26 protein-coding genes and 5 tRNA genes are annotated in these 26,279 nt (G+C 71.5%); 8 read left to right on the forward strand and 23 right to left on the reverse strand.

Features of this window, described 5'->3' with window-relative positions:
* Positions 1-44 precede the first annotated feature (44 nt).
* The 3 genes from ACFWVC_RS18945 to ACFWVC_RS18955 form a co-directional block, all read right to left on the reverse strand.
* On the reverse strand, positions 45-578 hold the full coding sequence (locus ACFWVC_RS18945; protein ID WP_384286722.1) for a hypothetical protein: 534 nt from the start codon (positions 576-578) through the stop codon (positions 45-47).
* A gap of 95 nt (positions 579-673) precedes the next feature.
* Entirely contained in the window at positions 674-2,872 is a 2,199-nt protein-coding gene (gene recG / locus ACFWVC_RS18950) for an ATP-dependent DNA helicase RecG (protein ID WP_384286724.1), read from the reverse strand.
* 72 nt (positions 2,873-2,944) lie between these two features.
* Positions 2,945-4,600 (reverse strand): DAK2 domain-containing protein, encoded by a 1,656-nt coding sequence (locus tag ACFWVC_RS18955; RefSeq protein ID WP_384286726.1) that lies wholly within the window; start codon positions 4,598-4,600, stop codon positions 2,945-2,947.
* Positions 4,601-4,876: 276 nt separating this feature from the next.
* Here ACFWVC_RS18955 and rpmB point away from each other — a divergent pair, with 276 nt between their 5' ends.
* Positions 4,877-5,062 carry a 50S ribosomal protein L28 gene (gene rpmB, locus ACFWVC_RS18960; protein WP_014628431.1) on the forward strand — a complete coding sequence of 62 codons (186 nt, stop codon included), beginning with the start codon at positions 4,877-4,879 and terminating at the stop codon, positions 5,060-5,062.
* 98 nt (positions 5,063-5,160) lie between these two features.
* On the opposite strand, the gene thiD is transcribed toward rpmB, so the two are convergent.
* Together thiD and ACFWVC_RS18970 are read right to left on the reverse strand one after the other, a co-directional pair.
* Positions 5,161-5,952 (reverse strand): bifunctional hydroxymethylpyrimidine kinase/phosphomethylpyrimidine kinase, encoded by a 792-nt coding sequence (gene thiD, locus ACFWVC_RS18965; RefSeq protein ID WP_384286729.1) that lies wholly within the window; start codon positions 5,950-5,952, stop codon positions 5,161-5,163.
* Between the two features lie 22 nt (positions 5,953-5,974).
* On the reverse strand, positions 5,975-6,934 hold the full coding sequence (locus ACFWVC_RS18970; RefSeq protein ID WP_384286732.1) for a thiamine-phosphate kinase: 960 nt from the start codon (positions 6,932-6,934) through the stop codon (positions 5,975-5,977).
* 165 nt (positions 6,935-7,099) lie between these two features.
* Here ACFWVC_RS18970 and ACFWVC_RS18975 point away from each other — a divergent pair, with 165 nt between their 5' ends.
* A complete protein-coding gene (locus ACFWVC_RS18975; RefSeq protein WP_319659755.1) occupies positions 7,100-7,333 on the forward strand; it encodes an Lrp/AsnC ligand binding domain-containing protein in 234 nt (77 codons plus the stop codon).
* 23 nt (positions 7,334-7,356) lie between these two features.
* On the forward strand, positions 7,357-7,851 hold the full coding sequence (locus ACFWVC_RS18980; RefSeq protein ID WP_384286818.1) for a DUF3515 domain-containing protein: 495 nt from the start codon (positions 7,357-7,359) through the stop codon (positions 7,849-7,851).
* Positions 7,852-7,908: 57 nt separating this feature from the next.
* Here the strand turns inward: ACFWVC_RS18980 and ACFWVC_RS18985 are convergent, their stop codons facing one another.
* From ACFWVC_RS18985 to ACFWVC_RS18995, 3 genes are read right to left on the reverse strand one after another with little or no spacing between them, the layout of a single operon-like run.
* The gene (locus ACFWVC_RS18985; protein WP_384286735.1) at positions 7,909-9,045 is read right to left on the reverse strand and encodes a D-alanine--D-alanine ligase family protein; all 1,137 of its coding nucleotides are present in this window, start codon (positions 9,043-9,045) and stop codon (positions 7,909-7,911) included.
* 27 nt (positions 9,046-9,072) lie between these two features.
* Positions 9,073-10,074, reverse strand: a complete 1,002-nt coding sequence (locus ACFWVC_RS18990) for an NAD(P)H-dependent glycerol-3-phosphate dehydrogenase (RefSeq protein WP_384286739.1) — start codon at positions 10,072-10,074, stop codon at positions 9,073-9,075.
* Entirely contained in the window at positions 10,071-10,796 is a 726-nt protein-coding gene (locus ACFWVC_RS18995) for a lysophospholipid acyltransferase family protein (protein ID WP_384286741.1), read from the reverse strand. Before ACFWVC_RS18995 ends, ACFWVC_RS18990 begins: the two co-directional genes overlap by 4 nt.
* A 176-nt stretch (positions 10,797-10,972) precedes the next feature.
* Between ACFWVC_RS18995 and cofC the strand changes: the two genes are divergently transcribed.
* Both cofC and ACFWVC_RS19005 read left to right on the forward strand, forming a co-directional pair.
* A complete protein-coding gene (cofC, locus tag ACFWVC_RS19000) occupies positions 10,973-11,635 on the forward strand; it encodes a 2-phospho-L-lactate guanylyltransferase (protein ID WP_384286743.1) in 663 nt (220 codons plus the stop codon).
* A gap of 78 nt (positions 11,636-11,713) precedes the next feature.
* Entirely contained in the window at positions 11,714-11,932 is a 219-nt protein-coding gene (locus ACFWVC_RS19005; RefSeq protein WP_319659761.1) for a hypothetical protein, read from the forward strand.
* 92 nt (positions 11,933-12,024) lie between these two features.
* On the opposite strand, the gene ACFWVC_RS19010 is transcribed toward ACFWVC_RS19005, so the two are convergent.
* The 4 genes from ACFWVC_RS19010 to leuC all read right to left on the reverse strand — a co-directional run bounded on the left by ACFWVC_RS19010 (position 12,025) and on the right by leuC (position 15,130).
* A complete protein-coding gene (locus tag ACFWVC_RS19010) occupies positions 12,025-12,630 on the reverse strand; it encodes an HU family DNA-binding protein (protein ID WP_384286750.1) in 606 nt (201 codons plus the stop codon).
* A 123-nt stretch (positions 12,631-12,753) separates the two neighbouring features.
* On the reverse strand, positions 12,754-12,987 hold the full coding sequence (locus ACFWVC_RS19015; RefSeq protein ID WP_319659763.1) for a hypothetical protein: 234 nt from the start codon (positions 12,985-12,987) through the stop codon (positions 12,754-12,756).
* Between the two features lie 122 nt (positions 12,988-13,109).
* Entirely contained in the window at positions 13,110-13,703 is a 594-nt protein-coding gene (leuD, locus tag ACFWVC_RS19020; RefSeq protein ID WP_384286756.1) for a 3-isopropylmalate dehydratase small subunit, read from the reverse strand.
* Positions 13,704-13,708: 5 nt separating this feature from the next.
* On the reverse strand, positions 13,709-15,130 hold the full coding sequence (gene leuC / locus ACFWVC_RS19025) for a 3-isopropylmalate dehydratase large subunit (protein WP_384286758.1): 1,422 nt from the start codon (positions 15,128-15,130) through the stop codon (positions 13,709-13,711).
* Between the two features lie 160 nt (positions 15,131-15,290).
* On the opposite strand from leuC, the gene ndgR reads away from it, so the two are divergent.
* Positions 15,291-16,007 carry an IclR family transcriptional regulator NdgR gene (ndgR, locus tag ACFWVC_RS19030; protein WP_384286763.1) on the forward strand — a complete coding sequence of 239 codons (717 nt, stop codon included), beginning with the start codon at positions 15,291-15,293 and terminating at the stop codon, positions 16,005-16,007.
* 27 nt (positions 16,008-16,034) lie between these two features.
* On the opposite strand, the gene ACFWVC_RS19035 is transcribed toward ndgR, so the two are convergent.
* Positions 16,035-16,526 (reverse strand): DUF4188 domain-containing protein, encoded by a 492-nt coding sequence (locus ACFWVC_RS19035; protein ID WP_384286768.1) that lies wholly within the window; start codon positions 16,524-16,526, stop codon positions 16,035-16,037.
* A gap of 126 nt (positions 16,527-16,652) precedes the next feature.
* On the opposite strand from ACFWVC_RS19035, the gene ACFWVC_RS19040 reads away from it, so the two are divergent.
* A complete protein-coding gene (locus ACFWVC_RS19040; RefSeq protein WP_384286771.1) occupies positions 16,653-17,297 on the forward strand; it encodes a MerR family transcriptional regulator in 645 nt (214 codons plus the stop codon).
* Between the two features lie 87 nt (positions 17,298-17,384).
* On the opposite strand, the gene ACFWVC_RS19045 is transcribed toward ACFWVC_RS19040, so the two are convergent.
* The 10 genes from ACFWVC_RS19045 to ACFWVC_RS19090 form a co-directional block, all read right to left on the reverse strand.
* Positions 17,385-17,457 (reverse strand) — tRNA-Glu (locus ACFWVC_RS19045).
* 16 nt (positions 17,458-17,473) lie between these two features.
* A tRNA-Gln gene (locus ACFWVC_RS19050) sits at positions 17,474-17,545 on the reverse strand.
* A gap of 12 nt (positions 17,546-17,557) precedes the next feature.
* Positions 17,558-17,630 (reverse strand) — tRNA-Glu (locus ACFWVC_RS19055).
* 27 nt (positions 17,631-17,657) lie between these two features.
* Positions 17,658-17,730: transfer RNA gene (locus ACFWVC_RS19060), tRNA-Glu, on the reverse strand.
* Positions 17,731-17,747: 17 nt separating this feature from the next.
* Positions 17,748-17,819 (reverse strand) — tRNA-Gln (locus ACFWVC_RS19065).
* Positions 17,820-17,904: 85 nt separating this feature from the next.
* Positions 17,905-18,624, reverse strand: coding sequence for an HAD family hydrolase (locus ACFWVC_RS19070; protein WP_384286776.1), 720 nt, complete (start codon positions 18,622-18,624; stop codon positions 17,905-17,907).
* A 23-nt stretch (positions 18,625-18,647) separates the two neighbouring features.
* Positions 18,648-19,577, reverse strand: coding sequence for a pseudouridine synthase (locus tag ACFWVC_RS19075; RefSeq protein WP_384286779.1), 930 nt, complete (start codon positions 19,575-19,577; stop codon positions 18,648-18,650).
* Positions 19,578-19,642: 65 nt separating this feature from the next.
* Positions 19,643-21,127, reverse strand: a complete 1,485-nt coding sequence (gene gltX / locus ACFWVC_RS19080; protein WP_384286782.1) for a glutamate--tRNA ligase — start codon at positions 21,125-21,127, stop codon at positions 19,643-19,645.
* Positions 21,120-21,911 (reverse strand): fumarylacetoacetate hydrolase family protein, encoded by a 792-nt coding sequence (locus ACFWVC_RS19085; protein WP_384286786.1) that lies wholly within the window; start codon positions 21,909-21,911, stop codon positions 21,120-21,122. The genes gltX and ACFWVC_RS19085 overlap by 8 nt, the downstream gene beginning before the upstream one ends.
* A gap of 86 nt (positions 21,912-21,997) precedes the next feature.
* The gene (locus ACFWVC_RS19090) at positions 21,998-22,198 is read right to left on the reverse strand and encodes a hypothetical protein (protein ID WP_384286789.1); all 201 of its coding nucleotides are present in this window, start codon (positions 22,196-22,198) and stop codon (positions 21,998-22,000) included.
* A 564-nt stretch (positions 22,199-22,762) separates the two neighbouring features.
* On the opposite strand from ACFWVC_RS19090, the gene ACFWVC_RS19095 reads away from it, so the two are divergent.
* Positions 22,763-26,275 (forward strand): nitrate- and nitrite sensing domain-containing protein, encoded by a 3,513-nt coding sequence (locus tag ACFWVC_RS19095; protein ID WP_384286793.1) that lies wholly within the window; start codon positions 22,763-22,765, stop codon positions 26,273-26,275.
* Positions 26,276-26,279 lie beyond the last annotated feature (4 nt).

The raw sequence follows: 26,279 nt of genomic DNA on the forward strand, positions 1-26,279 counted from the left end.
GGCGGAGCGGCACCCTTGGGCACCGCTCCCCCACGATACGTAGGTCAGTCCCGGCGCTGCTCGCCCCCGGCGTCCGGCGAGGGCGAACCCACCAGCGCCGGCGAGGCGTAGCGCGACCAGGACAGGCAGCCGTCGGGCGGGCAGTACTCGGGGCGGCGCGGGTCGTGGCCGAGTTCGCGCAGCTTCGTCCGCAGGGAGTCGGGAGTGCGGCCGAAGCGGGCGGCTATCCGGGCGACGGAGTCGCCGTCGTGGAACCGGCGGACCAGTTCCTCCTCGTGCTGCGGCACCCAGGGCGCGCCGTGCCCAGGGAACAGCTCCCGCAGCACGTCTCGGTCCGGGATGGGCTCGGCCACGTCGGCCACGAGGGCGAGCGCGCGCAGCGCGCGGTTGAGGGCCATACGCAGGGACGGGACGTCGGCCAGCGGCAGGGCGAGCGTGCCGGAGGCGAGGAGGGTGTCCGGATCGTCCTCCGACCAGCCGGCCAGGGACAGGGTCACGGTGCTGTCGTCGTCGCTGGAGAGCTCGATCCGGAAGACCTTCTCACCGAGCGGCAGTTCGTTGAGATGACGGAACGACATGAATTCAGCCCCCAAGGGTCCAACTACGCCTATTCCCGAGCGGATCGGCGCGGACTGTGTCCATTCTCCCAGGGGGGTCTGACACTGACGGGTCGTCAGCCCTTGTCGAGGTACTGCTCCCGGTCCGCGTCGACCAGGCTCTCCAGCGCGCTGCGCAGATCGGGCTGCCCGGTCAGTTCGGGGTCCTCGGCGACCAGCGCGACGGCCTCCTCGCGGGCGGCCTCGATCACGTCCTCGTCGTCGATGACGGTGAGCATCCGCAGCGAGGACCGGGTCCCGGACTGCGCCTGCCCGAGCACGTCGCCCTCCCGGCGCTGCTCCAGGTCGATCCGGGACAGCTCGAAGCCGTCCAGCGTCCCGGCCACGGCGTCCAGCCGGGCCCGGGCCGGACTCGCCTCCGGCATCTCGCTCACCAGGAGGCACAGCCCCGGCGCGGAGCCGCGGCCGACCCGGCCGCGCAACTGGTGCAGCTGCGAGACGCCGAAGCGGTCGGCATCCATGATCACCATGCCGGTCGCGTTGGGGACGTTGACGCCGACCTCGATGACGGTGGTCGCGACGAGCACGTCCACCTCGCCGGCGGAGAAGCGGCGCATCACGTCGTCCTTGGCGTCCGGATGCATCCTGCCGTGCAGCACCTCGACCCGCAGGCCCGCGAGCGGACCCTTCAGAAGCTGCTCGGCGATCTCCAGCACCGCCAGCGGCGGCCGCCGCTCCGCCTCGTCCTCCGCGGACTTCTTCTTGGGATCGGGCTCCTCGTCACCGATGCGCGGGCACACCACGTACGCCTGGTGACCGTTCTCCACCTCCTCGCGCACCCGCTCCCAGGCGCGCGACAGGAAGTGCGGTTTGTCCTTGGCCGGCACGACATGCGTCGCGATCGGCGAACGTCCGGCCGGCAACTGGTCCAGCACGGAGGTCTCCAGGTCGCCGAAGACCGTCATCGCGACCGTGCGCGGGATCGGCGTCGCCGTCATCACCAGCAGGTGCGGCGGCTGCTTGGCCTTGCCCCGCAGCGCGTCGCGCTGCTCGACCCCGAAACGGTGCTGCTCGTCCACCACGACCAGGCCCAGGTCGTGGAACTGCACCTTGTCCTCGATCAGCGCGTGGGTCCCCACGACGACGCCGGCCTCTCCCGTCACCAGGTCCAGCAGCGCCTGGCGGCGCGCGGCGGCCCCCATGGAACCGGTCAGCAGCACCACCTTCGTGCCCAGCTCGGAACCGCCCAGCAGACCGGCCTCGGCGAGGTCGCCCATCATCTCCGTGATCGACCGGTGGTGCTGTTGCGCCAGCACCTCCGTCGGCGCCAGCATCGCGGCCTGGCCACCCGCGTCGACGACCCCGAGCATCGCGCGCAACGCCACCATCGTCTTGCCCGAACCGACCTCGCCCTGGAGCAGGCGGTGCATCGGATGATCCGTCGCCAGGTCCGCGAAGATCTCCGCCGACACGGCCTCCTGGCCCTCGGTGAGCGTGAACGGCAGCCGCGCGTCGAACGCCTTCAGCAGCCCGTCCTCCGCCGGCACCCGCGGCACGGCCGGCAACGCCGACTCCGCGGCCCGGCGCCGCGCGAGAGCCACCTGCAGCACGAACGCCTCGTCCCACTTCAGGCGGTCCTTGGCGACGGCGATGTCCGCCTTCGTCCGCGGCCGGTGGATCTTCTCCAACGCCTCCGGCAACGCGACCAGCCCCCGCGCCTCGCGCAACGCGCCCGGCAGCGGCTCCCCCGTCCCGGCCCACCGCGTCGCCCCCAGCGAGGTCAGCACCGTGTCCACGGTCTTCGCGATCGTCCACGAATTGACCTGCTTGCACGCCGGATAGATCGGCATCAGCCGGCCCGCGAAGGCGTCCACGGCCGCCTCGCCGTCCTCGGCGTCCAGCAACTGGTACTCCGGGTGCGCCAGCTGCAGCGTCCGGTTGAACACCGACACCTTGCCCGCGAACATGCCGCGCCGGCCCGGCACGAGATCCTGCTCCGGCTTGAACACCCCCCGGCCGAAGAACACCAGCGTCAACGAGCCGCCGCCGTCGGTGACGACCACCTCCAGGCGTGCCTTCCCCGGGCCGTAGGTCTTCTTCGTCGCCTTCGCCACGCGCGCGACGACCGTCACGTGCTCGTCGAGCGGCAGGTCCGACAGGCGCGTCAGCTCACCGCGCTCGGCGTAGCGGCGCGGGTAGTGATGCAGCAGGTCCCCGACCGTGTGCAGGTCGAGGTGGTCGGCGAACACCTTTGCGGTGCGGCCGCCGACGGATTTCGCGAGGGGTTCGTCAAGGGCAGCAGACATCGGACCCATCTTTGCGCACGCCGCGGACATCCCGCCGTCATGCTCCTCCGGGTCGGCTCTGCGCCTGACAGCCGGTGGGGGTTACTCGACCCCGATGAGGAGCGGGCACCGCTCCTGCCCCCCCGCGTACACCACCGTGTCCACCGCCAGGTGCCCCTCCCGGACATGGGCCTCGAGCCGCCCCGCCAGATCGGCCGGCGCGCCGGCTCCGAGCACCAGGGTGACCATCTCCCCACCCGCCGCCAGCATCCGGTCGAGCACCGTGATCCCGGTCTCCACGAGGTTGCCGCCGATGATGGCGACGTCGCCGTCGATGAGCCCGAGGACGTCGCCGGCCTGGCAGACGCCCGCCATGGTCCAGGACTGCGTCTCCGCGACGGCGAGTTCGGCGTAACGCGTGGCGCCCGCCGCCGAGGTCATCGCGACGACGTCCTCGTCGAACCGCCGGGTGGGCTCGTGGACGGCGAGGGCGGCGATGCCCTGGACCGCCGACCGCGTGGGGATGAGGGCGACCCGGACCCCCTCGGTACGGGCCTGTTCCGCCGCGGCACCCGCGGCGTCCCGCAGTTCGACGTCGTTGGGGAGGAGCACGACCTCGCGGGCGTACGCGCGGCGGATGGCCTCCGCGATCTCGCCGCTGGCGGGCGGCTCCCCGGGCCGGACGGCGATGACCACCGCCCCCGCCTCGGCGCACAGCGCGGCGAGGCCGTCGCCGCGTACGACGGCGACGACGGCGCGCAGCGCGGGCTCGCCGCGCTGCCCGCGGCGGCCGCGCTCGTGGCCGCGGGCCTGGTCGCCGAAGTGGGTGACCTTGATGCGGTGCGGCCGTCCGGCCTCGATCCCGGCCTCGATGGCGGCGCCGACGTCGTCGACGTGCACGTGGACGTTCCACAGGCCGTCGCCGCCGACGACGACCAGGGAGTCGCCGAGTCCGTCGAGTCTGCGGCGCAGACCGCCGACGGCCGTGTCGGGTGCGTCCAGGAGGTAGACCACCTCGAAGCCGGGTCCGCCGGGCACGACATGGGGGTCGTCCCCGTCGCCGCCGGGCGCGCAGCCGAAGGGAAGGGCGGGTCCCTTGGGCAGGGCGTCGACGAGCGGGCCCATGGGGGCCTGTCCTGAGACCGCGTCTGCGAGGGCGCCCAGCACGGCCACCAGCCCCCGGCCGCCGGCGTCGACCACGCCGGCGTTCCCGAGGACGTCCAACTGCGCCGGGGTCGCCGCCAGCGCGCGGCGCGCGCCCTCGTACGCGGCCCGGGCCACCGCCCAGGCGTCAGCGGCCGCGTCCGCCGTGGCGGCGGCGGCCTCGGCCGCGGCGGCCGCCACGGTGAGCATGGTGCCCTCGACGGGGTGGGCGACCGCCTGGTACGCGGATTCCGCGGCGCGGCGCAGCGCGGGCCGCAGGTCCCCGGAGCCGGAGGCGAGTACTTCGGTCATGCCGCGCAGCAGTTGGGCGAGGATCGTGCCGGAGTTGCCGCGGGCCCCGATGAGGGCGCCGTGTGCCATGGAGTGCAGGCACGAGGAGAGGTCGGGCTCGGTGCCGGAGGCGGCGTGCCCGTCGAAGACCGCGTCGACGGCCTGGGCGGCGGATTCGACGGTGAGGTACATGTTGGTGCCCGTGTCCCCGTCGGCGACGGGATAGACGTTGATCGCGTCGATCTCCTCGCGCGCCCGGCCGAGAGCCTGGAGGGCGAGCCGGCACCATGCGCGCACCGCGGGGGCGTCGAGCGTCGGCGGCACGTGTTCCTCCTGCGGGGGGGGGCGGCCAGGGACCTGGGGAGAAGGCAGGGTTCCGCACGCAGCGTACTGAGGCGCGGGACCCGGCGGGGACCGGGCCGTCCCGCTGACCATGGTAGTTTCGAGGGACAGGAGCGGACGTAGTATGCTGCTCCGGTTGCCCGGGGCTGTCCCGGGCCGTCCCTCGGTACCACCGGTTTTCCTTCAAATGTTTTTGAACGGACGTCCGACACCGGTGGGATCTATCCGTTAGTGCATCTGAAGTCTTTGGAGTGACCCGTGGCTGCCAACTGCGACGTCTGCGGCAAGGGGCCGGGCTTCGGCAACAACATTTCGCACTCGCACCGCCGTACTCGCCGTCGTTGGAACCCCAACATCCAGACGGTGCGTGCTGTGGTCGGGCGGACGCCGAAGCGCCTCAACGTCTGCACCTCGTGCATCAAGGCCGGCAAGGTCGCGCGCTGACGCATTCGACGTCGTAGCGCAGCCTTGCGGCTACTCGAAGCCGGTCCACCTCAGGGTGGACCGGCTTTCTGCTGTGTCCCCGGTTCCCGCGGGGCGGTTCAGCCGCGCTGCCGCCACGCGTGGTCGACCGGCCCGATGCCCGCGCCCAGGGGGAAGCCGGCGGCGATGGCGCCGGTGACGTACTCCTTGGCGGCGCCGACCGCGTCCGGGACGTCCAGTCCGCGGGCGAGGTAGGAGGCCACGGCGGCGGCCAGGGTGCATCCGGTGCCGTGGGTGTGACGGTTGTCATGGCGGGGGGCGCGCAGCCAGTGCTCTTCGGAGCCGTCGGTCAGCACGTCCACGGCATCGCCGTCCAGGTGGCCGCCCTTGATCAGCGCCCAGCGCGGGCCGAGGGCGAGGATCGCCGCGGCGGCCTCGCGCAGCCCTGCTTCGCCGTCGACCACCACGCCGGTGAGTTGCCGCACCTCGTCCAGGTTCGGGGTGGCGACGGTGGCCAGGGGCAGCAGCCGGGTGCGGACGACCTCGACGGCGTCGGCGGCCAGCAGCGGATCGCCGTGCTTGGAGACGCCGACCGGGTCGACGACCACCGGAACGCCGAGCGTGGCGAGCAGTTCGGCGACGGCCGTGACGAGGGCCGGTGAGGAGAGCATGCCGGTCTTGACGGCCTGCACGCCGATGTCGTCGACGACGCTGTGGAACTGGGCGCGCACCGCGTCCACCGGAAGTTCCCAGGCACCCTGCACACCGAGCGAGTTCTGCGCCGTCACGGCCGTGATCACGCTCATGCCGTGCGTCCCGAGGGCCAGCATCGTCTTGAGGTCGGCCTGGATGCCCGCGCCGCCGCCGGAGTCGGAGCCGGCGACGGTGAGCACACGCGGTGGGATCGTCATACGGCGAATCTAGCCGCCGCCCTCACTCGTCGCCGAAGTGGTCCCAGCCGCCCGCCGACTCCCAGGGCGCGCCGTCGACGGTGACCTGCGGAGAGGTGGTGGCCTTCACCACGCGGCCGATCACCCGCCAGCGGGCGGGCAGCTTGGTGTCCGGCGGGAAGGCGGCGACAAGGGCGTGGTCCTCGCCGCCGGTGAGCACCCAGTGCAGCGGGTCGACGCCGACGGCCTGCCCGATGTCGGCCATCTGCGCCGGGACGTCGACGTCGGCGGACGTCAGGTCGATGGTCACGCCGCTCGCCGCCGCGATGTGCCCGAGGTCGGCGATGAGTCCGTCGCTTACGTCGGTCATCGCGGTCGCCCCGAGTTCGGAAGCGGCAGGCCCCGCCTGGTACGGCGGTTCGGGCCTGCGGTGGGCCTCGACGAAGGCGCGTGGGGAACGGAAGCCGCGGGCGAGCACGGCGAGTCCGGCCGCGGACCAGCCGAGCCAGCCCGTGACGGCCACGATGTCACCGGGCCTGGCCCCGGACCGGGTGACGGGTTCACGGCTGCGCAGGTCGCCCAGCGCGGTGATGGAGACCATGATCGTGTCGCCGCGCACGACGTCGCCGCCGACCACGGCCGCACCCGCCACCTGGCACTCGTCGCGGATGCCGTCCATCAGCTCCAGCGGCCAGGTGACCGGCAGATCGGCAGGGACGACGAGGGCGAGCAGCACGGCGGTCGGCACCGCGCCCATCGCGGCGATGTCCGCGAGGTTCTGGGCGGCGGCCTTGCGGCCCACGTCGTAGGCGGTGGACCAGTCGCGGCGGAAGTGCCGCCCCTCCAGGAGCGCGTCGGTGGTGGCCACGACGCGCCGGTCCGGCGCGGAGACGACGGCGGCGTCGTCACCCGGTCCGAGCCGTACGGCGGGGCTGGAGGTGAGCCGCGAGGTCAACTCCCTGATGAGCCCGAACTCCCCCAGTTCGCCCACGGTGCCCTTCATCCCACTGTCCCCTTCACCTGGCCGGTCGGTCCTGATTCTGTTCCGTCATCGCTTCCGTGGCGGCTTTCGGGCGTCCGGTACCGCGCGGGTCTCCCCGCGGCGTGCGGCGACGCGGTACCGTGACGTTCCCTCCCACATGATCCTCGTAGCCGCCCTGGAGGTTCCGTGGTACAGGCGTACATTCTGATCCAGACCGAGGTCGGGAAGGCCTCGGCAGTAGCGGAGGTGATCTCCAAGATTTCCGGGGTGATCCAGGCCGAGGACGTCACCGGGCCGTACGACGTGATCGTGCGTGCCCAGGCGGAGACGGTCGACGACCTCGGTCGTCTCGTGGTGGCGAGAGTGCAGCAGGTGGAAGGCATCACCCGCACGCTGACCTGCCCGGTCGTCCACCTCTAACCCCCCTGTAGGCTCGGCGGGTGATGTACCGCCGCCGGGTCGCGCTTGTCTCCGTGTCCGCCGTCGCGTGCCTTTCCGCGGCGGCGGTCTACGTGTCGGCCGACGGAGCGCCGGCGAGCGGGGTCGCCGTCCCGTCGCCCTCCGCCAAGGCCGCCGCGCTGTGCGACCGCCTCCACGACGCGCTGCCGGACCGGGTGGACGGGCTGTCCGTACGGTCGTTGTCGCCCGTCTCCACGCTCACCGCCGGTTGGGGGGATCCTACGGTGGTACTGCGCTGCGGTGTGCCCCGGCCCGCGACACTCACGCCGGGCAGCACGACGTACAACCCGACCGCGGACGCCGTGGACGTCAACGGCGTCAGCTGGCTCATGGAGCAGACCGGCGACGGCTACCGCTTCACGACCACCGGGCGCGCCACGTTCGTCGAGGTGAGCGTGCCCGCGAAGTACGCCCCCGAGGTCAACCCGCTGGCCGACCTCGGGAACGCCGTCAAGAAGGCCATCCCCTCAGAACTCTGAGGTCCCGGAGCCCCGAGGTCCCGGGGTCCCGGGGTCCCGGGGTCCCGGGGTCCCGGGTCAGCGCAGTCCGGTGGGGCGGCGCAGGGCCGCCTGGATGAGCAGGTCCACGAGCTCCTGGTAGGCGACCCCGCTCTCCCGCCACATGCGCGGGTACATGGAGATCGGCGTGAAGCCCGGCATGGTGTTGATCTCGTTGATCACGAACTCGCCGCTGTCCAGCAGGAAGAAGTCCGCGCGGACCAGGCCCTCGCACGACGCCGCCTCGAACGCGGCCACGGCGAGCCGCTGGACCTCGGCGGTCTGCTCGGCGGTGAGCGGCGCGGGCACCAGACCCTCGGCGGAGTCGATGTACTTCGCCTCGAAGTCGTAGAAGTCGTGCGAGGTGACCGGCGGGATCTCGGCCGGGACCGAGGCGCGCGGGCCGTCCTCGAACTCCAGGACTCCGCATTCGATCTCACGGCCCCGCAGCAGCGACTCCACGAGCACCTTGGGGTCGTGGCGGCGGGCCTCCTCGATCGCCTCGTCCAAGCCCGCGAGGTCGTCGACCTTGCTGATGCCCATGGAGGAGCCGGCGCGGGCCGGCTTCACGAAGACCGGCCACCCGTGGTCGGCGGCGAACTCCACGACCTTGCGGCGGGCGGCCGCGGGATCGTTCTCCCACTCGCGCGGCCGGATCACGACGTAGGGACCGACCGGCAGGCCGAAGGAGGTGAAGACGCGCTTCATGTACTCCTTGTCCATGCCGACGGCCGAGGCCAGCACGCCCGAGCCGACGTAGGGCACGCCGGACAGTTCCAGCAGCCCCTGGAGGGTGCCGTCCTCGCCGTACGGGCCGTGCAGCATGGGGAAGACGACGTCGACGTCGCCGAGTGCCTTGGGCACCGAACCGGGTTCGCTGTAGACGACCTCGCGGTTGGCCGGGTCGACCGGCAGGACCACCGAGCCCTCCCCGGACTCGGCGAGCTGCGCGACGCTCGGCAGCGTGCGTTCGGCGATCGCCATCCGCGACGGGTCGTCGGCGGTCAGCGCCCAACGTCCGTCGGTGGTGATGCCGATCGGCAGCACGTCGTACTTGTCGCGGTCGATGGCGCTCAGCACGGCGCCCGCGGTGACGACCGAGATGGCGTGCTCGGAGCTGCGTCCACCGAAGACGACCGCGACGCGTGGCTTGCGTGAAGAAGGCTGAATGCTCATGTCGCGTTGACCTTACCGTTCCGGACGTCAGCGTTCCGACTTGGCGGAACGCGACATCAGCTCCTTGACCGCGACGACCGGCTGCTTGCCGTTGTGGACGATGTCGACCACGGTCTCGGTGATGGGCATGTCGACACCGTGCCGGCGGGCCAGGTCGAGCACCGACTCACAGGACTTGACGCCCTCGGCGGTGCGCCGGGTGACCGAGATGGTCTCCTCCAGCGTCATGCCCTTGCCGAGGTTGAAGCCGAAGGTGTGGTTGCGGGACAGCGGGGAGGAGCAGGTGGCGACCAGGTCCCCCAGGCCCGCCAGACCCGAGAACGTCAGCGGGTCGGCGCCGAGCGCGATGCCGAGCCGGGTGGTCTCCGCCAGGCCGCGGGTGATCAGCGAGCCCTTGGTGTTGTCCCCCAGCCCCATCCCGTCGGCGATTCCGACGGCCAGGCCGATGACGTTCTTGACGGCGCCGCCCAGTTCGCAGCCGACCACGTCGGTGTTGGTGTACGGGCGGAAGTACGCGGTGTGGCTGGCGGCCTGCAGCCGCCTGGCGACGGCTTCGTCGCGGCAGGCGACGACCGACGCGGCGGGCTGCCGGGCGGCGATCTCCTTGGCCAGGTTGGGACCGGACAGCACGGCGACGCGCTCCGGGCCGGCCTCGGCGACCTCCGCGATGACCTCGCTCATCCGCTTGGCGGTGCCGAGTTCGACGCCTTTCATGAGGCTGACCAGCACCGAGTCGGACGGCAGCAGCGACTGCCACGCGGCCAGGTTGCCGCGCAACGTCTGCGACGGTACGGCGAGGATCACGAACTCCGCGTCCTGGGCGGCCTCCGCGGGGTCGGTGGTCGCCGTGATCGACGGCGGCAGCTCGACCCCGGGGAGGTAGTCCGGGTTGGCGTGAGTGCTGTTGACGGCCTGGACCACCTCGGGGCTGCGCCCCCACATGGTCACCCGGGCCCCGGCGTCGGCGAGCACCATCGCGAAGGCGGTGCCCCAGGAGCCGGTGCCGTAGACCGCGCAGCGCGTCGTCACTTGCTGGTTCCCCTCTGCTTGCGCGGGTCGAAGCGCTCGGCCGGCGGGGTCGCGCCGCGCAGTTCTCCGAGCAGGTCGCTGATCGAGGCCATGATGACGTCCGTGGCCTCCTTGAGCACCTCGGCGGTGAGCTCCTGCCCGTAAAACGCGGACAGGTCCACCGGCGGGCCGGCGAGCACCTTGAGCGTCTTGCGCGGGAAGAGGCTGACCTTGTTCTCCTTGGCGTACGGCGGGACGGCCTCGTTGGCGCCCCACTGCGCGACCGGGATGACGGGCGCCTTGGTCATCAGCGCGACGCGGGCGACGCCGGTCTTGCCGACCATCGGCCACATCTCGGGGTCGCGGGTCAGCGTGCCCTCGGGGTAGAAGGCGACGCACTCGCCGGAGTTGATGGCGTCCACCGCGGACCGGAAGGCGTTGGCGGCGTCGGTGCTCTCCCGGTACACGGGGATCTGGCCGGTGCCGCGCAGGATCGCCCCGACGAACGCCGGCTTGAACAGCGGCGCCTTCGCCAGGAAGCGTGGGACGCGCCCGGTGTTGTACTGGAAATGCGCGTACGACAGCGGGTCGAGGTACGAGTTGTGGTTGACCGCGGTGATGAATCCGCCGACGGCCGGAATGTGCTCCATTCCCTGCCAGTCCCGCTTGAACAGGACGACGAGCGGCGGTTTCGCGATGACTGCTGCGAGCCGGTACCAGAAGCCGATTCTGCGGCGGGACACCAGAACTCCTCCTCGTTCCGCCGCCGACCCGGGATCACCGGATCGCGGCCGTGCTGTGGGACGGCGCACCGTCGTACGGCCGGTGCAGCCGCACAAGTGTCGCCGGTAAGCCACCGTAACGCCAGGGTGGAGCCACGGTGGCGGTGGCCTTGGGAAACCCCGAGCACAATAGTTCGGTGTCGGTAGCAGTGAACTCGTCGAAATGGTCGCTCGTCGTTCCGCTGAAGCCCTTGGCCGCGGCCAAGAGCCGGCTCGCGACGGCCGCCGGGCCCGTGCGGCCCGGGCTGGCACTGGCCTTCGCCCAGGACACCGTCGCGGCGGGGCTGGCCTGCCCCGCCGTGCTGGACGTGACGGTCGTCACGGACGATCCCCTCGCCGGGACCGCGCTGTCGGCGCTCGGCGCCCGGGTGGTGGCGGACTTCCCCGCGGCGGGACTCAACGCCGCGCTGGCGTACGGCACCGACCAGGTCCGCCGGCTGCGCCCGGAAGCCGCCGTGGCGGCCCTCAACGCCGATCTCCCGGCCTTGCGGCCCTTGGAGCTGGCCGCGGTGCTCGACGCGGCCGCCGGGCGCCCTGGACGGGCATTTCTGGCCGATGCGGCCGGAATCGGCACCACGTTGCTCGCGGCCACGGCCGGGACGCCGCTCGATCCGGCCTTCGGCGGCGCCTCCCGGGCCCGTCACCGGGCGTCCGGCGCACATGAGATCGCGCTGCCGGGCGTGGACTCCGTGCGCCAGGACGTGGATACGGGCGAGGACCTGCGGGCGGCTCTGGTCCTGGGCGTCGGACCGCGCACCCGGGAACTGCTGCGGGCCCAGCCGGTGGCCGCGCCGGGCTGATTCCAGGGTGACCAGGGTGAAGAGACCGGTCGGGCCGGCCCAGGGCCCGCCTGCGGACGGCCGGATAGGCTGCCCCTCATGCAGGCGACCGCGTACACCTACGACCCCGAGACCCGCGCCGGCAGCGTGCTGCTGGACGACGGGACGCCGCTGCCCTTCGACGCGGCGGCGTTCGACGCAGGGGGGTTGCGGCTGCTGCGGCCCGGCCAGCGGGTGCGCATCCGCACGGAGGGCAGCGGCGAGGCGCGCCGGGTGGTCTTCGTGACGCTGCAGACCTTCGCCGACCCCGGGGCCTGAGGCGCCGGGAGGCAGGGGATACCGGAACAACGCAGCGGGCCGGGCGCCCCCGAGGGGGTGCCCGGCCCGTCGCTGTGTCGGGTCGGTGACGGCTACCGCTTCGCGGCGCGCTTGGTGGCCGTCTTGCGGGCCGCCGACTTGGCGGGGGCCTTCTTCGCCGGCGCCGTCTTCTTGGCGGTGGCCTTCTTGGCGGTGGTCTTCTTGGCCGCCGTCTTCTTGGCCGTCGTCTTGGCGGCCGTGGTCTTCTTCGCGGTGGTCTTGGCCGCCGTGGTCTTCTTGGCGGCCGCCTTGGTGGTGACCGCCTTCTTCGCCGTGGTCTTCTTGGCGGCGGCCTTCTTCGTGGTGGCCTTTGCGGTGACGCCGCCGGTCAGGCTGCCCTTGGGCGCCTTCTTGACGGAGACCTCGCCGGCCTTGGGGAGCTTCTTCGTCCCGCTCACCAGGTCCTTGAAGCCCTGGCCGGCACGGAAGCGCGGCACGGAGGTCTTCTTGACCCGGACCCGCTCCCCGGTCTGCGGGTTGCGGGCGTAGCGGGCGGGACGCTCCACCCTCTCGAACGAACCGAAGCCGGTCACCGAGACCCGGTCGCCGTTGACGGTCGCGCGGACGATGGCGTCCAGGACCGCGTCGACCGCCTCCGCGGCCTGCTGACGGCCGCCGAGCTTGTCGGCAATCGCTTCAACGAGCTGCGCCTTGTTCACGTCTTCCCCTTCGGAAACTTGCCCGGCGATGAGTTCGGGCCTTTTTCGCACGCTAGGCGGATATATACCGCAAATCAAATACGAAACGGGCGAATCACCCTTGTGCCGCAACGAACTCCGGGCTCAGGAAGGCTCTTGATCGGGGAATCGGCCTTCGTCGAGGTCCTTCATCAGATCCTCCAGACGCCTTGCCGCACCTGCGAGATCGTGCTTCGAGGCGGCGGTGATGACGAGGAGTTTCCGGGTCAACTGCACCCGGACTTCCTCCGGCACTTGCAGACCCGCCACACGGGTGTGGGCCTGCTTCAACCTGGCAGCGAGGAACGCGTACAGCTCGAGTTGGCCATCGTGTTCCATGTGCCGATTGTGTCATCTGCGGTGAGTTGTCACGAGGTGTGGAGCCGAACACGCCGCAGCGCCCCCCGCCCGGTGAGGGCGGGGGGCGCTGCGGGTGGGCCGGAATGGGGGCCCGAAAGGGCTCAGACCTGCAGGGTCCGCGGCTTGAAGGACGGGCGTCCGGCCTCGTAGGCGGCGATGTCCGGCTCGTTCTGCAGGGTGAGGCTGATGTCGTCCAGGCCGTTCAGCAGCCGCCAGCGGGCGTTGTCGTCCAACTCGAAGGGCGCGGTGATCCCCTCGGCGCGGACCTCGCGGGTCTGGAGGTCCACGGTGATCTCGGCGGTCGGGTCGGCCTCGGTGAGCTCCCACAGCCGCTCGACCGTCTCCTGCGGAAGGATCACGGTGAGCAGGCCGTTCTTCAGCGAGTTGCCGCGGAAGATGTCGGCGAAGCGGGAGGAGATCACAGCCTTGAAGCCGTAGTTCTGCAGCGCCCACACGGCGTGCTCGCGGGAGGAGCCGGTGCCGAAGTCGGGGCCGGCGACCAGGACGCTGGCACCCCGGCGCTCGGGCCGGTTGAGCACGAACTCGGGGTCCTTGCGCCAGGCCTCGAACAGGCCGTCCTCGAAGCCGTTGCGGGTGACCTTCTTCAGCCAGTGGGCCGGGATGATCTGGTCGGTGTCGGTGTTGCTGCGGCGCAGCGGGACCGCCCGGCCGGTGTGCGTGGTGAAAGCTTCCATGGTTCTCAGGCCTCCAGGACGGCGACGCCGGGCAGATCGGCGGGGGACGAGAGGTGACCGTTGACCGCGGTGGCGGCGGCGACCTGGGGGGAGACCAGGTGGGTGCGGCCGCCCTTGCCCTGCCGTCCCTCGAAGTTGCGGTTGGACGTGGACGCGGAGCGCTCGCCGGGGGCCAGTTGGTCGGGGTTCATACCCAGGCACATCGAGCAACCGGCGTGCCGCCATTCGGCGCCGGCCTCCTTGAAGACCTTGTCCAGGCCCTCCTCGACGGCCTGCAACGCGACCCGGACCGAGCCGGGCACGACCAGCATGCGCACACCGTCGGCCACCTTGCGGCCCTTGACGACCGACGCGGCCGAGCGCAGGTCCTCGATGCGGCCGTTGGTGCAGGAGCCGACGAAGACCGTGTCGACCTCGACCTGCCGCAGCGGCGTGCCGGCCTCCAGCCCCATGTACTCCAGTGCCTTCTCGGCCGCCAGTCGGTCGCTGGGGTCGGCGAAGGACGCCGGGTCCGGTACGGAGGCGCTCAGCGGGGCGCCCTGGCCGGGGTTGGTGCCCCAGGTGACGAACGGGGAGAGCGAGGCGGCGTCGATGACGACCTCGTGGTCGAAGACGCCGTCCTCGTCGGTCCTCAGCGTCTCCCAGTAGGCGACCGCCGCGTCCCAGTCCTCGCCCTGCGGGGCGTGCGCACGGCCCTGCAGATAGTCGAAGGTGGTCCGGTCCGGCGCGATCATGCCGGCCCGGGCGCCCGCTTCGATCGACATGTTGCAGATGGTCATCCGGGCCTCCATCGAGAGCTTCTCGATGGCCGAGCCGCGGTACTCGATGACATAGCCCTGGCCGCCACCCGTACCGATCTTGGTGATGATCGCCAGGATCAGGTCCTTGGCCGTGACGCCCTCGGGCAGTTCGCCCTCCACGGTGATCGCCATGGTCTTGAACGGGGCCAGCGGCAGCGTCTGCGTGGCCAGCACGTGCTCGACCTGGCTGGTGCCGATGCCGAACGCCAGCGCCCCGAAAGCGCCATGGGTGGAGGTGTGGCTGTCTCCGCAGACCACGGTCATGCCCGGCTGGGTCAGGCCCAGCTGCGGGCCGACCACGTGCACCACGCCCTGCTCGACGTCGCCCAGCGGGTGCAGCCGCACCCCGAACTCGGCGCAGTTCTTGCGCAGCGTCTCCAGCTGCGTACGCGAGACCGGGTCGGCGATCGGCTTGTCGATGTCGAGGGTCGGGGTGTTGTGGTCCTCGGTCGCGATGGTGAGGTCCAGCCGGCGCACCGGGCGGCCGTTCATCCGCAGACCGTCGAAAGCCTGCGGGCTTGTGACCTCGTGGAGCAGATGCAGGTCGATGAAGAGGAGGTCGGGCTCGCCCTCGGCGCGCCGCACGACGTGATCCTCCCAGACCTTTTCCGCGAGTGTCCTGGCCATCGCATTCCCTCCGACCGGCCGCTCTGCCGGCCTGTTCGTCGTTGCCGTGCCTCTCCACCCCCTCGTGAGGGATGGGGCTCCGGCCTTGTGCATTCCAGCGTGCCGCGTCCACGGGAAAATTGAACTTGCGTTTCACAGAGTGAGACGGGAGTATCGTTGCATGGACAACAGTAGTGGCGTCGGCGTTCTCGACAAGGCGGCTCTGGTGCTCAGCGCGCTGGAGTCCGGTCCGGCCACCCTGGCCGGACTCGTGGGCGCCACGGGTCTCGCCCGCCCCACCGCGCACCGTCTCGCCGTCGCCCTGGAACACCACCGCATGGTCGCCCGCGACATGCAGGGACGCTTCATCCTGGGCCCCCGGCTCTCCGAACTCGCCGCCGCGGCAGGCGAGGACCGCCTGCTGGCCACCGCCGGGCCGGTGCTCACGCACCTACGGGACGTGACCGGCGAGAGCGCTCAGCTCTACCGGCGCCAGGGCGACATGCGCATCTGCGTCGCGGCCGCCGAGCGGCTGTCCGGACTCCGGGACACCGTGCCCGTCGGCTCGACCCTGCCGATGAAGGCGGGCTCCGCCGCCCAGATCCTGATGGCCTGGGAGGAGCCGGAGCGCCTGCACCGCGGCTTGCAGGGAGCCCGGTTCACCGCCACCGCGCTGTCCGGCGTGCGCCGCAGGGGCTGGGCGCAGTCGATCGGCGAGCGCGAACCGGGTGTGGCCTCCGTCTCAGCGCCGGTGCGCGGTCCGTCGAACCGTGTCGTGGCGGCCGTGTCGGTCTCCGGCCCCATCGAGCGACTCACCCGGCACCCCGGCCGTATGCACGCGCAGGCGGTCGTCGACGCCGCGGGCAGGCTGTCCGAGGCGCTGCGCCGCACCGGCTGAACCGTGGCGGCGGCCGCGGATCGGCCGCTATCCCTTGGCGATCCGCAGCCGCTCGGCCGCCGTCTCGCCGCGACGGCCCACCGGGACCACCCCGGTCGCGGCACCGAGCCCGAAGGCGGGCATGTCGACGTACACCGATTCATAGGAACCCGCCGGCACGACGTACGTCTCGTGCCATATGCCCACCCGCCCCTTGCCGGCCCGCGCGTGGCGGTTGAACGCCGCCCAGGCGGGCCGGTGCTGCTTGTCCTGCTGGGAGGCGTAGGCGATGAGCTGCTCCTTCGTCGACCAGTACTGCACGACGTAGAAGAGCCGGGGCGAGCTCAGCAGCAGGCGGTAGCCGAGGAACCCGCTGCTCTTGTCCTGCGACAGCTCGCGCAGCATGCGCGGCATCGCCATGAAAGCCGGCAGCCAGTCGCGCAGTGCCCACCAGCGGTTGATCCGCATCCCGATGTGGAAGACGACGATCTCGCCCTCGGCGGCTGCGGTGTTGCGACCCGGAATCAGCTGTGCGGACATGGCTCCCCCTTCACCCGTGACGGCCTCCACCTCGCCCCGCGGTCCTCGCGCGACGCGGTAACCGTTGGATAGTGGCACTATCCATGCTTAGATAGTGCCACTATCCAACGGAGGGCGCAAGAGCAAATGCGACTGGCGGAACTGAGTGATCGCAGCGGTGTGCCGACGCCGACGATCAAGTACTACCTGCGCGAGGGGCTGCTGCCACCGGGCCGCCGTGTGACGGCCACCCAGGCCGAGTACGGCGAGGAGCATCTGCGCCGGCTCTGCTTCGTGCGGGCCCTGATCCAGGTCGGCAAGGTGCCCGTGGCCACCGCCCGCGAGGTGCTCGCCGCGGTGGAGGACGAATCACTCAACCAGCACATGCGGCTGGGCGCCGCCACGTACGCGCTGCCGCACGGCCCGGAGCCCGACGAGGACGACCCGGCGACCGCCACCGCCCGCCGGGAAGTGGACCACTTGATGTCCGGACTCGGCTGGAGCCACGGAGGCGAGCGGCACGGTCCCTCCCCCGCGTACCGGATGCTCGTCGCGGCGGTCGCCGCGCTCACCCGGCTCGGATACCCCAGCGAGGCACGGCACTTGGAGCCCTACGCCCGCCTCGCCGCCCAACAGGCCGTCCACGACCTGGATCTGGTCGAGCTCTACGACACCCCGCTCGAACAGGCCGCCGCTGCCGTGACGCTGACCGTGCTCTACGAGCCCGTGCTGCTGAGCCTTCGCCGGCTCGCCGAGGCCGAAGAGTCCTTGCGGCGCTTCGGAGTTGAGTGACCCGGCACAGCACCCAGTGCCCGCACGCGGAGCCTGCGGGAAGAACGAAAGAGGCCCCCCGCCGAAGCGGGGGGCCTCTTCCCGATGTACCCCCGACCGGATTCGAACCGGCGCTACCGCCTTGAGAGGGCGGCGTGCTAGGCCGCTACACAACGGGGGCAAGTCAGAGAACTACGCTGGGGTACCAGGACTCGAACCTAGACTAAATGAACCAGAATCACTCGTGCTGCCAATTACACCATACCCCATGGTGTGTCAAGTACCCCCGACCGGATTCGAACCGGCGCTACCGCCTTGAGAGGGCGGCGTGCTAGGCCGCTACACAACGGGGGCCCTAGCGATCCCTGCGAGAGAGATCAGTACCCCCGACCGGATTCGAACCGGCGCTACTGCCTTGAGAGGGCAGCGTGCTAGGCCGCTACACAACGGGGGCTCTACAGAAGAACTGCGCTGGGGTACCAGGACTCGAACCTAGACTAACTGAACCAGAATCAGTCGTGCTGCCAATTACACCATACCCCACCAAAAAACAACCCCCCGCAGGGGGTGTTGTCCGGCGTGCGCTCCGGACCGGCTTTTCGGCCCGCCCGGCGGCGCAGGAAGAACATTACCCGATCGAAGACGGGGCTCCAAAACGGGTATCCGCCGCCAGGAGGGCCGGCAGCTGTGCCAGTCCGGTGATCCGCCGCAGGTCGGAGGCGGTGACGGTACCCGTTCGGTCCAGCCACACACCGTGAAGACCTGCGGCGTTCGCCCCGCGCGCGTCGGTGTCCGCCTTGTCCCCCACGTACGCCACCTCGGCCGGTGGCAGACCCAGCGCCTCGCACGCGGCGAGGAAGGCCTCCGGCGCGGGCTTTGCGTACCCCAGTTCCTGTGAACAGAGCAGGAACTCGAAGCGGTCCCGCAGGCCCAGCCGGGCGAGCTTGCGTTCCTGGTGGGCGGTGGCGGAGTTGGAGAGCAGCCCGTGACGGTAGCCGGGCGTGAGCGCGTCGAGGGCGGGGAGGACGTCGGGGAAGGCGGCCCAGGCGGCCTCGAAGTGGACGTAGTAGGCCGCGAACCACGCGTCGGCCGCCTCGTCCGTCACAGCCGGGCCCACGAAGGCGCGGACCCGCTCCCTGCGCTGCTCCGCCCAGGTGATCTCGCCCGCGAGGAAGCGCCCGTAGTGCAGGTCCATCACCTCGCGCCAGCGGGCGGCGGCCCGGTCCTCGTCCTCGAAGGCGGAGAGCAGGCCCTCGCCGCGCAGATGGCCGAGCACGCCGGCGCGCTCGGCCGCCGAGTAGTCGAAGATCGTGTCGTCGATGTCCCACAGCACGGCGCGGATCGGCATGCCAGGACTCTATCCGTGCGCTTCTACGCGGGTTCCGGGGGGAGGCGCAGCGTCCGGCGGCTGACGAAGCGGCGGTGCTCGCCGGTCACCGGGTCGTCGAACTCCAGCAGCCGGGCGAGCAGCTGGAGGGGCCGGCCGAAGTCGCCGGGGGCGGGCTCGGGAAGGACGTCGGGGTAGACGGGGTCGCCGAGGATGGGCAGGCCGAGGCTGTTCATGTGGACGCGCAACTGGTGGGTGCGGCCGGTCTCGGGGTGCAGCCGGTAGCGGGCCAGGGCGCCGTCGCGGGCCAGGAGTTCCACACGGCTGCGGGCGTTGGGCGGCCCGGGGACCTCCCGCGCGGCGATGACGCCGCGCTCCTTCTCCATCCGGCTCTCCACGGTGCGCGGCAGCTCCAGCCCCGGGTCGTACCCCGCCAGGGCCTCGTACTCCTTGCGCATCCGGCGGTCACGGAAGACGGTCTGATAGGCGCCGCGAAGTTCGGGGCGGATCACGAACATCACCACTCCGGCCGTCAGCCGGTCGAGGCGGTGGGCCGGGCTGAGCGCGGGCAGTCCGAGGTCGCGGCGCAGGCGGGTGAGGGCGGTCTCGGTGACGTGGCTGCCGCGCGGGGTGGTGGCGAGGAAGTGCGGCTTGTCCACGACCAGCAGCGCGTCGTCCCGGTGCAGCACCTCGACGGCGAAGGGCACGGGGACCTCCGGCGCGAAGTCCCGGTGGAACCAGAGGAAGGCGCCCGGCCGGTACGGCGCGTCCGGGGGCAGGGGCCCGTCGGTGCCGTGGACCTCCCCGGCCGTCAGCATCGCCTCGACATGCTCCGCCGGCACGGCCGTCAGCCGTTCCACCAGGTGATCACGGACCGACGTCCAGGGCCCCTCCGCCGGCAGCCGCAGGCGCACCGCGTCGACCCCGTGGCGCTGGGGCAGCGGGGAGGGCGGGGGCTTGGGCCTGCGTCGCATCGGTGCTCCCGGAAGCGCGCCGCCCCGGGTCCGCGGGGAACCCGGGGCGGTCGCGCGTGCCTTCGTCAGCCGGCGAGCTTCGTCAGCGCGGCGTCGACACGGGCCAGGGTCCGGTCGCGGCCGAGCACTTCGAGGGACTCGAAGAGCGGCAGGCCGACGGTACGGCCGGTGACGGCGACCCGGACCGGCGCCTGGGCCTTGCCGAGCTTGAGCCCGTGGGTCTCACCGGCGGCCAGGACGGCGGCCTTGAGGGCCTCGGCGTTCCAGTCGGCGGCGGCGAGGTTCTCCCGGGCGGTGGTGAGGAGCGCGGCGGCGGCCGCGGGGTCCTTCATCGCCTTGTCCCAGGACGCCTCGTCCGTCACCGGGGCGTCGAGGAAGAGGAAGTCGACGTTCTCGGTGATCTCGGAGAGCACGGTCAGCCGCGTCTGGGCGTGCGGTGCGATCGCCTCGAAGGCCGCCTGGTCGAACGCCTCGGGCGCCCAGGGGGCGTGCGGGGCCTTCAGCCACGGACCGCAGGCCTCGGCGAACGTCTTCACGTCCAGCAGGCGGATGTGGTCGGCGTTGATCGCCTCGGCCTTCTTCAGGTCGAAGCGCGCCGGGTTGGCGTTGACGGCGTCGATGTCGAAGGCGGCCACCATCTCCTCGACGGAGAAGACGTCGCGGTCGGCGGAGAGCGACCAGCCGAGCAGCGACAGGTAGTTCAGCAGGCCCTCGGGGAGGAAGCCGCGCTCCCGGTACAGGTTGAGGGAGGACTGCGGGTCGCGCTTGGAGAGCTTCTTGTTGCCCTCGCCCATGACGTACGGCAGGTGGCCGAAGTGCGGGGTCGTGCCGTTGCCGACGCCGAGTTCGGCCAGCGCCTTGTAGAGGGCGATCTGCCGCGGGGTGGAGGACAGCAGGTCCTCGCCGCGCAGCACGTGGGTGATCTCCATGAGCGCGTCGTCGACCGGGTTGACCAGGGTGTAGAGCGGAGCCCCGTTGGCCCGGACGATGCCGTAGTCGGGCACGTTGTCCGGGGTGAAGGTCAGCTCGCCGCGCACCAGGTCGGTGAAGGTGATCGGCTCGTCGGGCATGCGGAAGCGGACGATCGGCTCGCGGCCCTCGCGCTCGTACGCCTCGACCTGCTCGGCGGACAGGGCGCGGCAGTGGCCGTCGTAGCCGGAGGGGCGGCCGGCGGCGCGGGCGGCGTCGCGGCGCTCGTCGAGCTCCTCGGTGGTGCAGTAGCACTTGTAGGCGTGGCCGGACTCCAGCAGCCTGGCGGCGACGTCCTTGTAGACGTCCATGCGCTGTGACTGGCGGTACGGCGCGTGCGGGCCGCCGACCTCGGGGCCCTCGTCCCAGTCGAAGCCGAGCCAGCGCATGGCCTCCAGCAGCTGCTGGTACGACTCCTCGGAGTCGCGGGCGGCGTCGGTGTCCTCGATACGGAAGACGAGGGTGCCCTGGTGGTGGCGGGCGAACGCCCAGTTGAACAGGGCGGTGCGGACCAGGCCCACGTGGGGGTTGCCGGTCGGCGACGGGCAGAAACGTACGCGTACGGGTGCTGCGCTAGTCACGCTTGATCACCTTGTTGGTGAGAGTGCCGATGCCTTCGATGGTGACGGCGACCTCGTCGCCGACATGGAGCGGTCCGACGCCGGCCGGGGTGCCGGTGAGGATGACGTCGCCGGGGAGCAGGGTCATCGCCTCGGAGATGTGGACGATCAGGTCCTCGATGGAGCGGATCATCTGGCTGGTCCGTCCGGCCTGGCGCAGCTCGCCGTTGACGGTCGCGGTCACCGCCAGGTCGCCGGCGGCCGCGAGGTCCAGACCGGTCTCGATCCAGGGGCCGATGGGGCACGAGGAGTCGAAGCCCTTGGCGCGGGCCCACTGCTTCTCGGCCTTCTGGGCGTCGCGGGCGGTGACGTCGTTGGCGCAGGTGTAGCCGAGGATCACGTCCTGGACCCGTTCGCGGGGGACCTCGCGGCACAGCCGGCCGATCACCACGGCGAGCTCGGCCTCGTGGTGCACCTCGTGCGAGAAGGAGGGGTAGGCGATCGGGTCGCCGGGGCCGATCACCGAGGTGGACGGCTTGAAGAAGGCGACCGGCACCTCCGGGACCTCGTTGCCCAGCTCGGCGGCGTGCTCGGCGTAGTTGCGGCCGATGCCGACGACCTTGCTGGGCAGCACGGGCGGCAGCAGCCGCACCTTGCTCAGCGGCACCTTCGTGCCGGAGCGCTCGTACTCGGCGAACGGGATGCCCTTGATGATGTCGAGGACGAGTCCGTCCGGGACGGACTCGTCGCCCTCGACGACGCCGAAGGCGACATTGCCGTCGATGGAGAACCTGGCGATGCGCACGGGAAGCAGCTCACCTCACTGGCCGGAGACTGACGCCCCAGGTTATCCCGGGGGTGCCGCCCTCTCCCGTCCGGCGAGCCGGGGCCTCAGTCCGTGGGCTGTTCCTTCAGGTCGTTCAGGATGGTGCGGCGCGGGTTGGCGGTCTGCCGCGGCAGGATGACGGCGGGGGCCTCGCCCTCGACGGCCGGTGCGACCTCCGCGGCCCGCGTGTCCTCGGCGTCGGTGAGGTGCGCGAGGGTGGTGCGGCGCGGATTGGCTATGGGTCGCATGATCATGGTCGTCTTCATGGGGCGGTCAGAACCTCGTGGAGTCAGGGCACCCTGCCGGGCGCGGGTTGACGTAGTACACCGTCGTGTCAAACGTCAATCTATCTGGCGGGCATTCCCCTTTCCGGGTGAGCGACACGGGCGCTCCCCTGTGATTTTGCTCACCAACTGGACGACAAGAAGGGCGAATCGGGCGGCCGACCGATGCCTGCGATCCCGACATCCCGGATGATCCACACCATTTGCACCCGGCGGCCGGCAGCCGACAGGCGCAGGCAGAGCCCCATGAGCCCCTGAAGGCGCCCGAATTGACCACCCCCGCCCGAATGCGGCCGGACACCGCGTGACACGCCCGGTGCGCTGAGTCACGTATTCCACTCGATATCCGACGGGCCTTGTTGGAGGTCCGGCACTGTGCTGGAATTCCCCGGACCGCCGTATCAACAGATGCCGGCGCGCAGGGGGGAGCGTGCGACCGCCGGGCGGCGGCGGCTAACGGGTACCTGCCGGGGGGCGGGACTCCACAAACTCGACACCGTCCTGCCGCCCGCGCGGGGGACGCCTGGTCCAGAGGTTGCGACGCTAGTGCAGGGACGTTTCAAGAGGGATGGCGGCGCTGCAGGCGACCCGGAGCAGCGCGGTGGGGCCGACACCGGCCCCGCCCGCCGGGATGACACCGCAGACGCCGGAACCGCGGGCGCGGAGAGCAGCGCCACGCCGGAGAGCGGTGTGCGCTCAGGCCCCAAACACGGCTCCCGAATAGCCATGCGCAACTGGCGCATCAGCACTCGTCTGGTGTCGCTGCTCGCGCTACCGGTGGTCGCCGCGACCACGCTGGGTGCGCTGCGCATCCAGAGCTCGCTGGAGAACGTGCAACAACTGGACGCGATGTCGTCCCTGACCGACCTCACGGAGCAGGCGACCAACTTCGCCAACGCGCTCCAGAACGAACGGGATGCCACGGCCGGCCCCATGGCCAGCGTCCCCCCGGACCCCAACGACGACACCATCAAGGCCGCCCGGGAGGCGACCGGGCTCGCCCGCTCCTCCTTCACCGCGGCCCAGGAGGACCTCGATCCCGATCTCAAGGGTGTCCAGGCTTCGCTGACCGCGATAGCCAGGCAGCTCGGCGCGCTGCAGGGGATCCGCGAACGCGCGTACGACACCGAGGGTTCCTACTCGCAGACGGTCACCGAGTACGACGAGATCATCACGTCACTGCTCGACCTCTCCCAGCAGATGGCCGAGGCGACCGGCAGCGCCGAGATGATCGACAGCACCCGCGCGCTGGGGGCCTTTTCCGCCGCCAAGGAGTACGACTCCATCCAGCGCGCCGTGATCAGCGCCTCTCTCGCGCACCAGCACACTCTGAGCTCCAACGACTTCCGCTTCGCGAGGAGTGCGCACGCAGCCGAGAAGACGGCGCTGGAGCAGTTCGGGCAGATCTACGGCCGGCAGAAGGCCGCGCAGCTGCTCGCGCCCCTCGACAACGGCAACAACCAGACGATCCTGGCATTCAATGATCTGAGCGACCGGATCACGGCGTCCGAAGAGGGCATCTCGAACGTCCCGGGCTCCTACCGCGACTGGGACGACGACGCGTCGGTCAAGCTCGGCGTCATGAAGATCATCGAGCAGCACCTGCTCGAGGAGATGCAGCAGAAGGCCTTGGCGCTGCGCGACGAGGCGCAGAGAGAAGCGATCCTCAGCGGTGCGCTGATCCTCCTCGTGCTCGGCATCTCGGTCGTCGGCGCCTTCGTCGTCGCCCGCTCCATGGTCCGCTCGCTGCGCCGGCTGCAGGACACCGCGCAGGAAGTCGCCCAGAAGCGGCTGCCCGAGCTGGTCAAGCAGCTCTCCGAGTCCGACCCGCAGGACGTGGACACCTCGGTCGAGTCGATCGGCATCCACACCCGCGACGAAATCGGCCAGGTGGCCCGCGCGTTCGACGAGGTCCACCGTGAGGCGGTCCGTCTCGCCGCCGAGCAGGCGCTGCTGCGAGGCAACGTCAACGCGATGTTCACCAACCTCTCGCGCCGCAGCCAGGGCCTGATCCAGCGTCAGCTGGGCCTGATCTCCGAACTGGAGTCCCGCGAGGCCGACCCGGACCAGCTGTCCAGCCTCTTCAAGCTCGACCACCTCGCGACCCGTATGCGCCGGAACGGCGAAAACCTCCTCGTCCTCGCGGGCGAGGAGCCCGGCCGCCGGTGGACCCGTCCGGTCCCGCTGGTCGACGTCCTCCGTGCCGCCGCCTCCGAGGTGGAGCAGTACGAACGCATCGAGCTCACCTCGGTGCCACCGGTGGAGGTCACCGGCCGCGTCGTCAACGACCTCGTCCACCTGCTCGCAGAGCTGCTGGAGAACGCCACCTCGTTCTCCTCCCCGCAGACCAAGGTCCGGGTCACCGGTCACGCGCTGCCTGACGGCCGCGTGCTGATCGAGATCCACGACACCGGCATCGGCCTCTCCCCCGAGGACCTGGCCGACATCAACGAGCGGCTGGCCAACCCGCCGACGGTGGACGTCTCCGTCTCCCGCCGCATGGGTCTGTTCGTGGTCGGCCGCCTGTCCCTGCGACACGGCATCCGCATCCAGCTGCGTCCGTCCGACTCGGGCGGCACCACGGCGCTCGTCATGCTCCCGGTCGACGTCACCCAGGGCGGCGCCAAGCCGCAGCCCGGTGCCGCCGGCAACCGCGGGCAGCAGCCGGGCGGTCCCGGTACGGGCGCCCCGGCCGGAGTGGCCGCCGGTGCGGCGGCCGCCGGTGTCGGCCGCGCGCCCCAGCGCGGCCAGGTCCCCGGTTCCGCTCCGCGTCCGGCCCTCAACTCGGGCCCGGCGGGCCCGGGTCAGGCTCCGCAGGGCGGCCGTCCCGGCGCTCCCGCGGCCCCGCAGCGTTCCGGCCCGAGCTGGGCGAACGAGCAGCAGGGGCAGGGCGGCCAGAACCGTCCGCAGCGCCACGCCGCTCCGTCACAGCCGCAGCAGCCCCCGCAGGCGCCGCAGTACCCGCAGCAGCCGGCCGCGCCGCAGCCGGTCGGCGCGGCGGCGGACATGCCGCGCGGCCACGAGGAGATGGAGACCACGGCGCAGTTCGAGCGCCCGGACTTCAACACGATCCCGCACACGACGCCGCAGCGCGGCAACATGGGTTCGGCCTTCGGCCGCCAGCAGCAGCAAGCGCCGCAGCAGTACCAGCAGGAACAGCAACTGCCGCACCAGCAGCCGCAGTACCAGCAGGAACAGCAGCCGCAGCCGCAGTACCAGCAGGAACAGCAGCCGCAGCACCAGACGGGGATGTACACCCGTAGCGACGTCTTCCAGCGTCCCACGGGACCGCAGGCCCCGATGCCGCAGGCCCAGATGCCCCAGGCCCCGATGCCGCAGGCGCCCATGCCTCCGGCCCCGCAGGCCCAGCGCCACCACGGTCCGGCCGCCGGTCAGCAGCAGCGACCCGGCGACCGGCATCCGCTGCCGGCCGCGTCCGAGCCGATGGCCCTGCCGCCGGCCCCGGTCCGCCCGGACGAGACCAGCCCGATCTTCGACTCCCTCGAGTCGGACTGGTTCCGTACCGGCCGTGCCGAGCGCATGCAGCAGGTGCACGTCGAGCACGGCCCTGTGGTCCCGCAGCAGCAGAACGGCAACGGTCCCGTCTCCGGCGGCGCCCCGAGCCGTCCGCCGCAGCGCCCGCAGCAGCCCGCGCCTCAGCAGCACCCCCAGCAGCCGCAGCAACCGCCGCAGCCGCAGCGGGTCCGCGCCGAGCAGCACCAGGCCCAGCAGGTCCCGCCGCCGCCCCGCCGTGAGCCCGCCGCCTGGCGCAGCTCGCCCAACGACGAGGTGTGGCAGCGGGCCGGCCAGGTCCGCGAGCCCTCCGCCGGCGGGGTCACCCCGTCCGGCCTCCCCCGCCGGGTGCCGCGCGCGAACCTCGTGCCCGGTTCCGGCACGACCCAGCAAGCCCCCCAAGGTGGTCCGCAGGTATCCCGGGCCCCCGACGACGTGCGCGGACGACTGACCAACCTCCGGCGCGGTATTCAGCAAGGCCGCCAGGCCGGTACGGGCACGACCGACGGTCGCGGCTTTGGCACCACTCACCAGCAGGAGCGTTAGTTGA

The organism is Streptomyces sp. NPDC058691 (assembly GCF_042714775.1).
Classification (GTDB): domain Bacteria; phylum Actinomycetota; class Actinomycetes; order Streptomycetales; family Streptomycetaceae; genus Actinacidiphila.

Coding starts and splice junctions, on each gene's coding strand:
- ACFWVC_RS18945 (WP_384286722.1), bottom strand. CDS start 578: ATGTCGTTCCGTCATCTCAACGAACTGCCGCTCGGTGAGAAGGTCTTC.
- recG (WP_384286724.1), bottom strand. CDS start 2,872: ATGGGTCCGATGTCTGCTGCCCTTGACGAACCCCTCGCGAAATCCGTC.
- thiD (WP_384286729.1), bottom strand. CDS start 5,952: ATGACGATCCCACCGCGTGTGCTCACCGTCGCCGGCTCCGACTCCGGC.
- ACFWVC_RS18970 (WP_384286732.1), bottom strand. CDS start 6,934: ATGAAGGGCACCGTGGGCGAACTGGGGGAGTTCGGGCTCATCAGGGAG.
- ACFWVC_RS18980 (WP_384286818.1), top strand. CDS start 7,357: ATGTACCGCCGCCGGGTCGCGCTTGTCTCCGTGTCCGCCGTCGCGTGC.
- ACFWVC_RS18985 (WP_384286735.1), bottom strand. CDS start 9,045: ATGAGCATTCAGCCTTCTTCACGCAAGCCACGCGTCGCGGTCGTCTTC.
- ACFWVC_RS19005 (WP_319659761.1), top strand. CDS start 11,714: ATGCAGGCGACCGCGTACACCTACGACCCCGAGACCCGCGCCGGCAGC.
- ACFWVC_RS19015 (WP_319659763.1), bottom strand. CDS start 12,987: ATGGAACACGATGGCCAACTCGAGCTGTACGCGTTCCTCGCTGCCAGG.
- leuD (WP_384286756.1), bottom strand. CDS start 13,703: ATGGAAGCTTTCACCACGCACACCGGCCGGGCGGTCCCGCTGCGCCGC.
- leuC (WP_384286758.1), bottom strand. CDS start 15,130: ATGGCCAGGACACTCGCGGAAAAGGTCTGGGAGGATCACGTCGTGCGG.
- ndgR (WP_384286763.1), top strand. CDS start 15,291: ATGGACAACAGTAGTGGCGTCGGCGTTCTCGACAAGGCGGCTCTGGTG.
- ACFWVC_RS19035 (WP_384286768.1), bottom strand. CDS start 16,526: ATGTCCGCACAGCTGATTCCGGGTCGCAACACCGCAGCCGCCGAGGGC.
- ACFWVC_RS19040 (WP_384286771.1), top strand. CDS start 16,653: ATGCGACTGGCGGAACTGAGTGATCGCAGCGGTGTGCCGACGCCGACG.
- ACFWVC_RS19070 (WP_384286776.1), bottom strand. CDS start 18,624: ATGCCGATCCGCGCCGTGCTGTGGGACATCGACGACACGATCTTCGAC.
- ACFWVC_RS19075 (WP_384286779.1), bottom strand. CDS start 19,577: ATGCGACGCAGGCCCAAGCCCCCGCCCTCCCCGCTGCCCCAGCGCCAC.
- ACFWVC_RS19090 (WP_384286789.1), bottom strand. CDS start 22,198: ATGAAGACGACCATGATCATGCGACCCATAGCCAATCCGCGCCGCACC.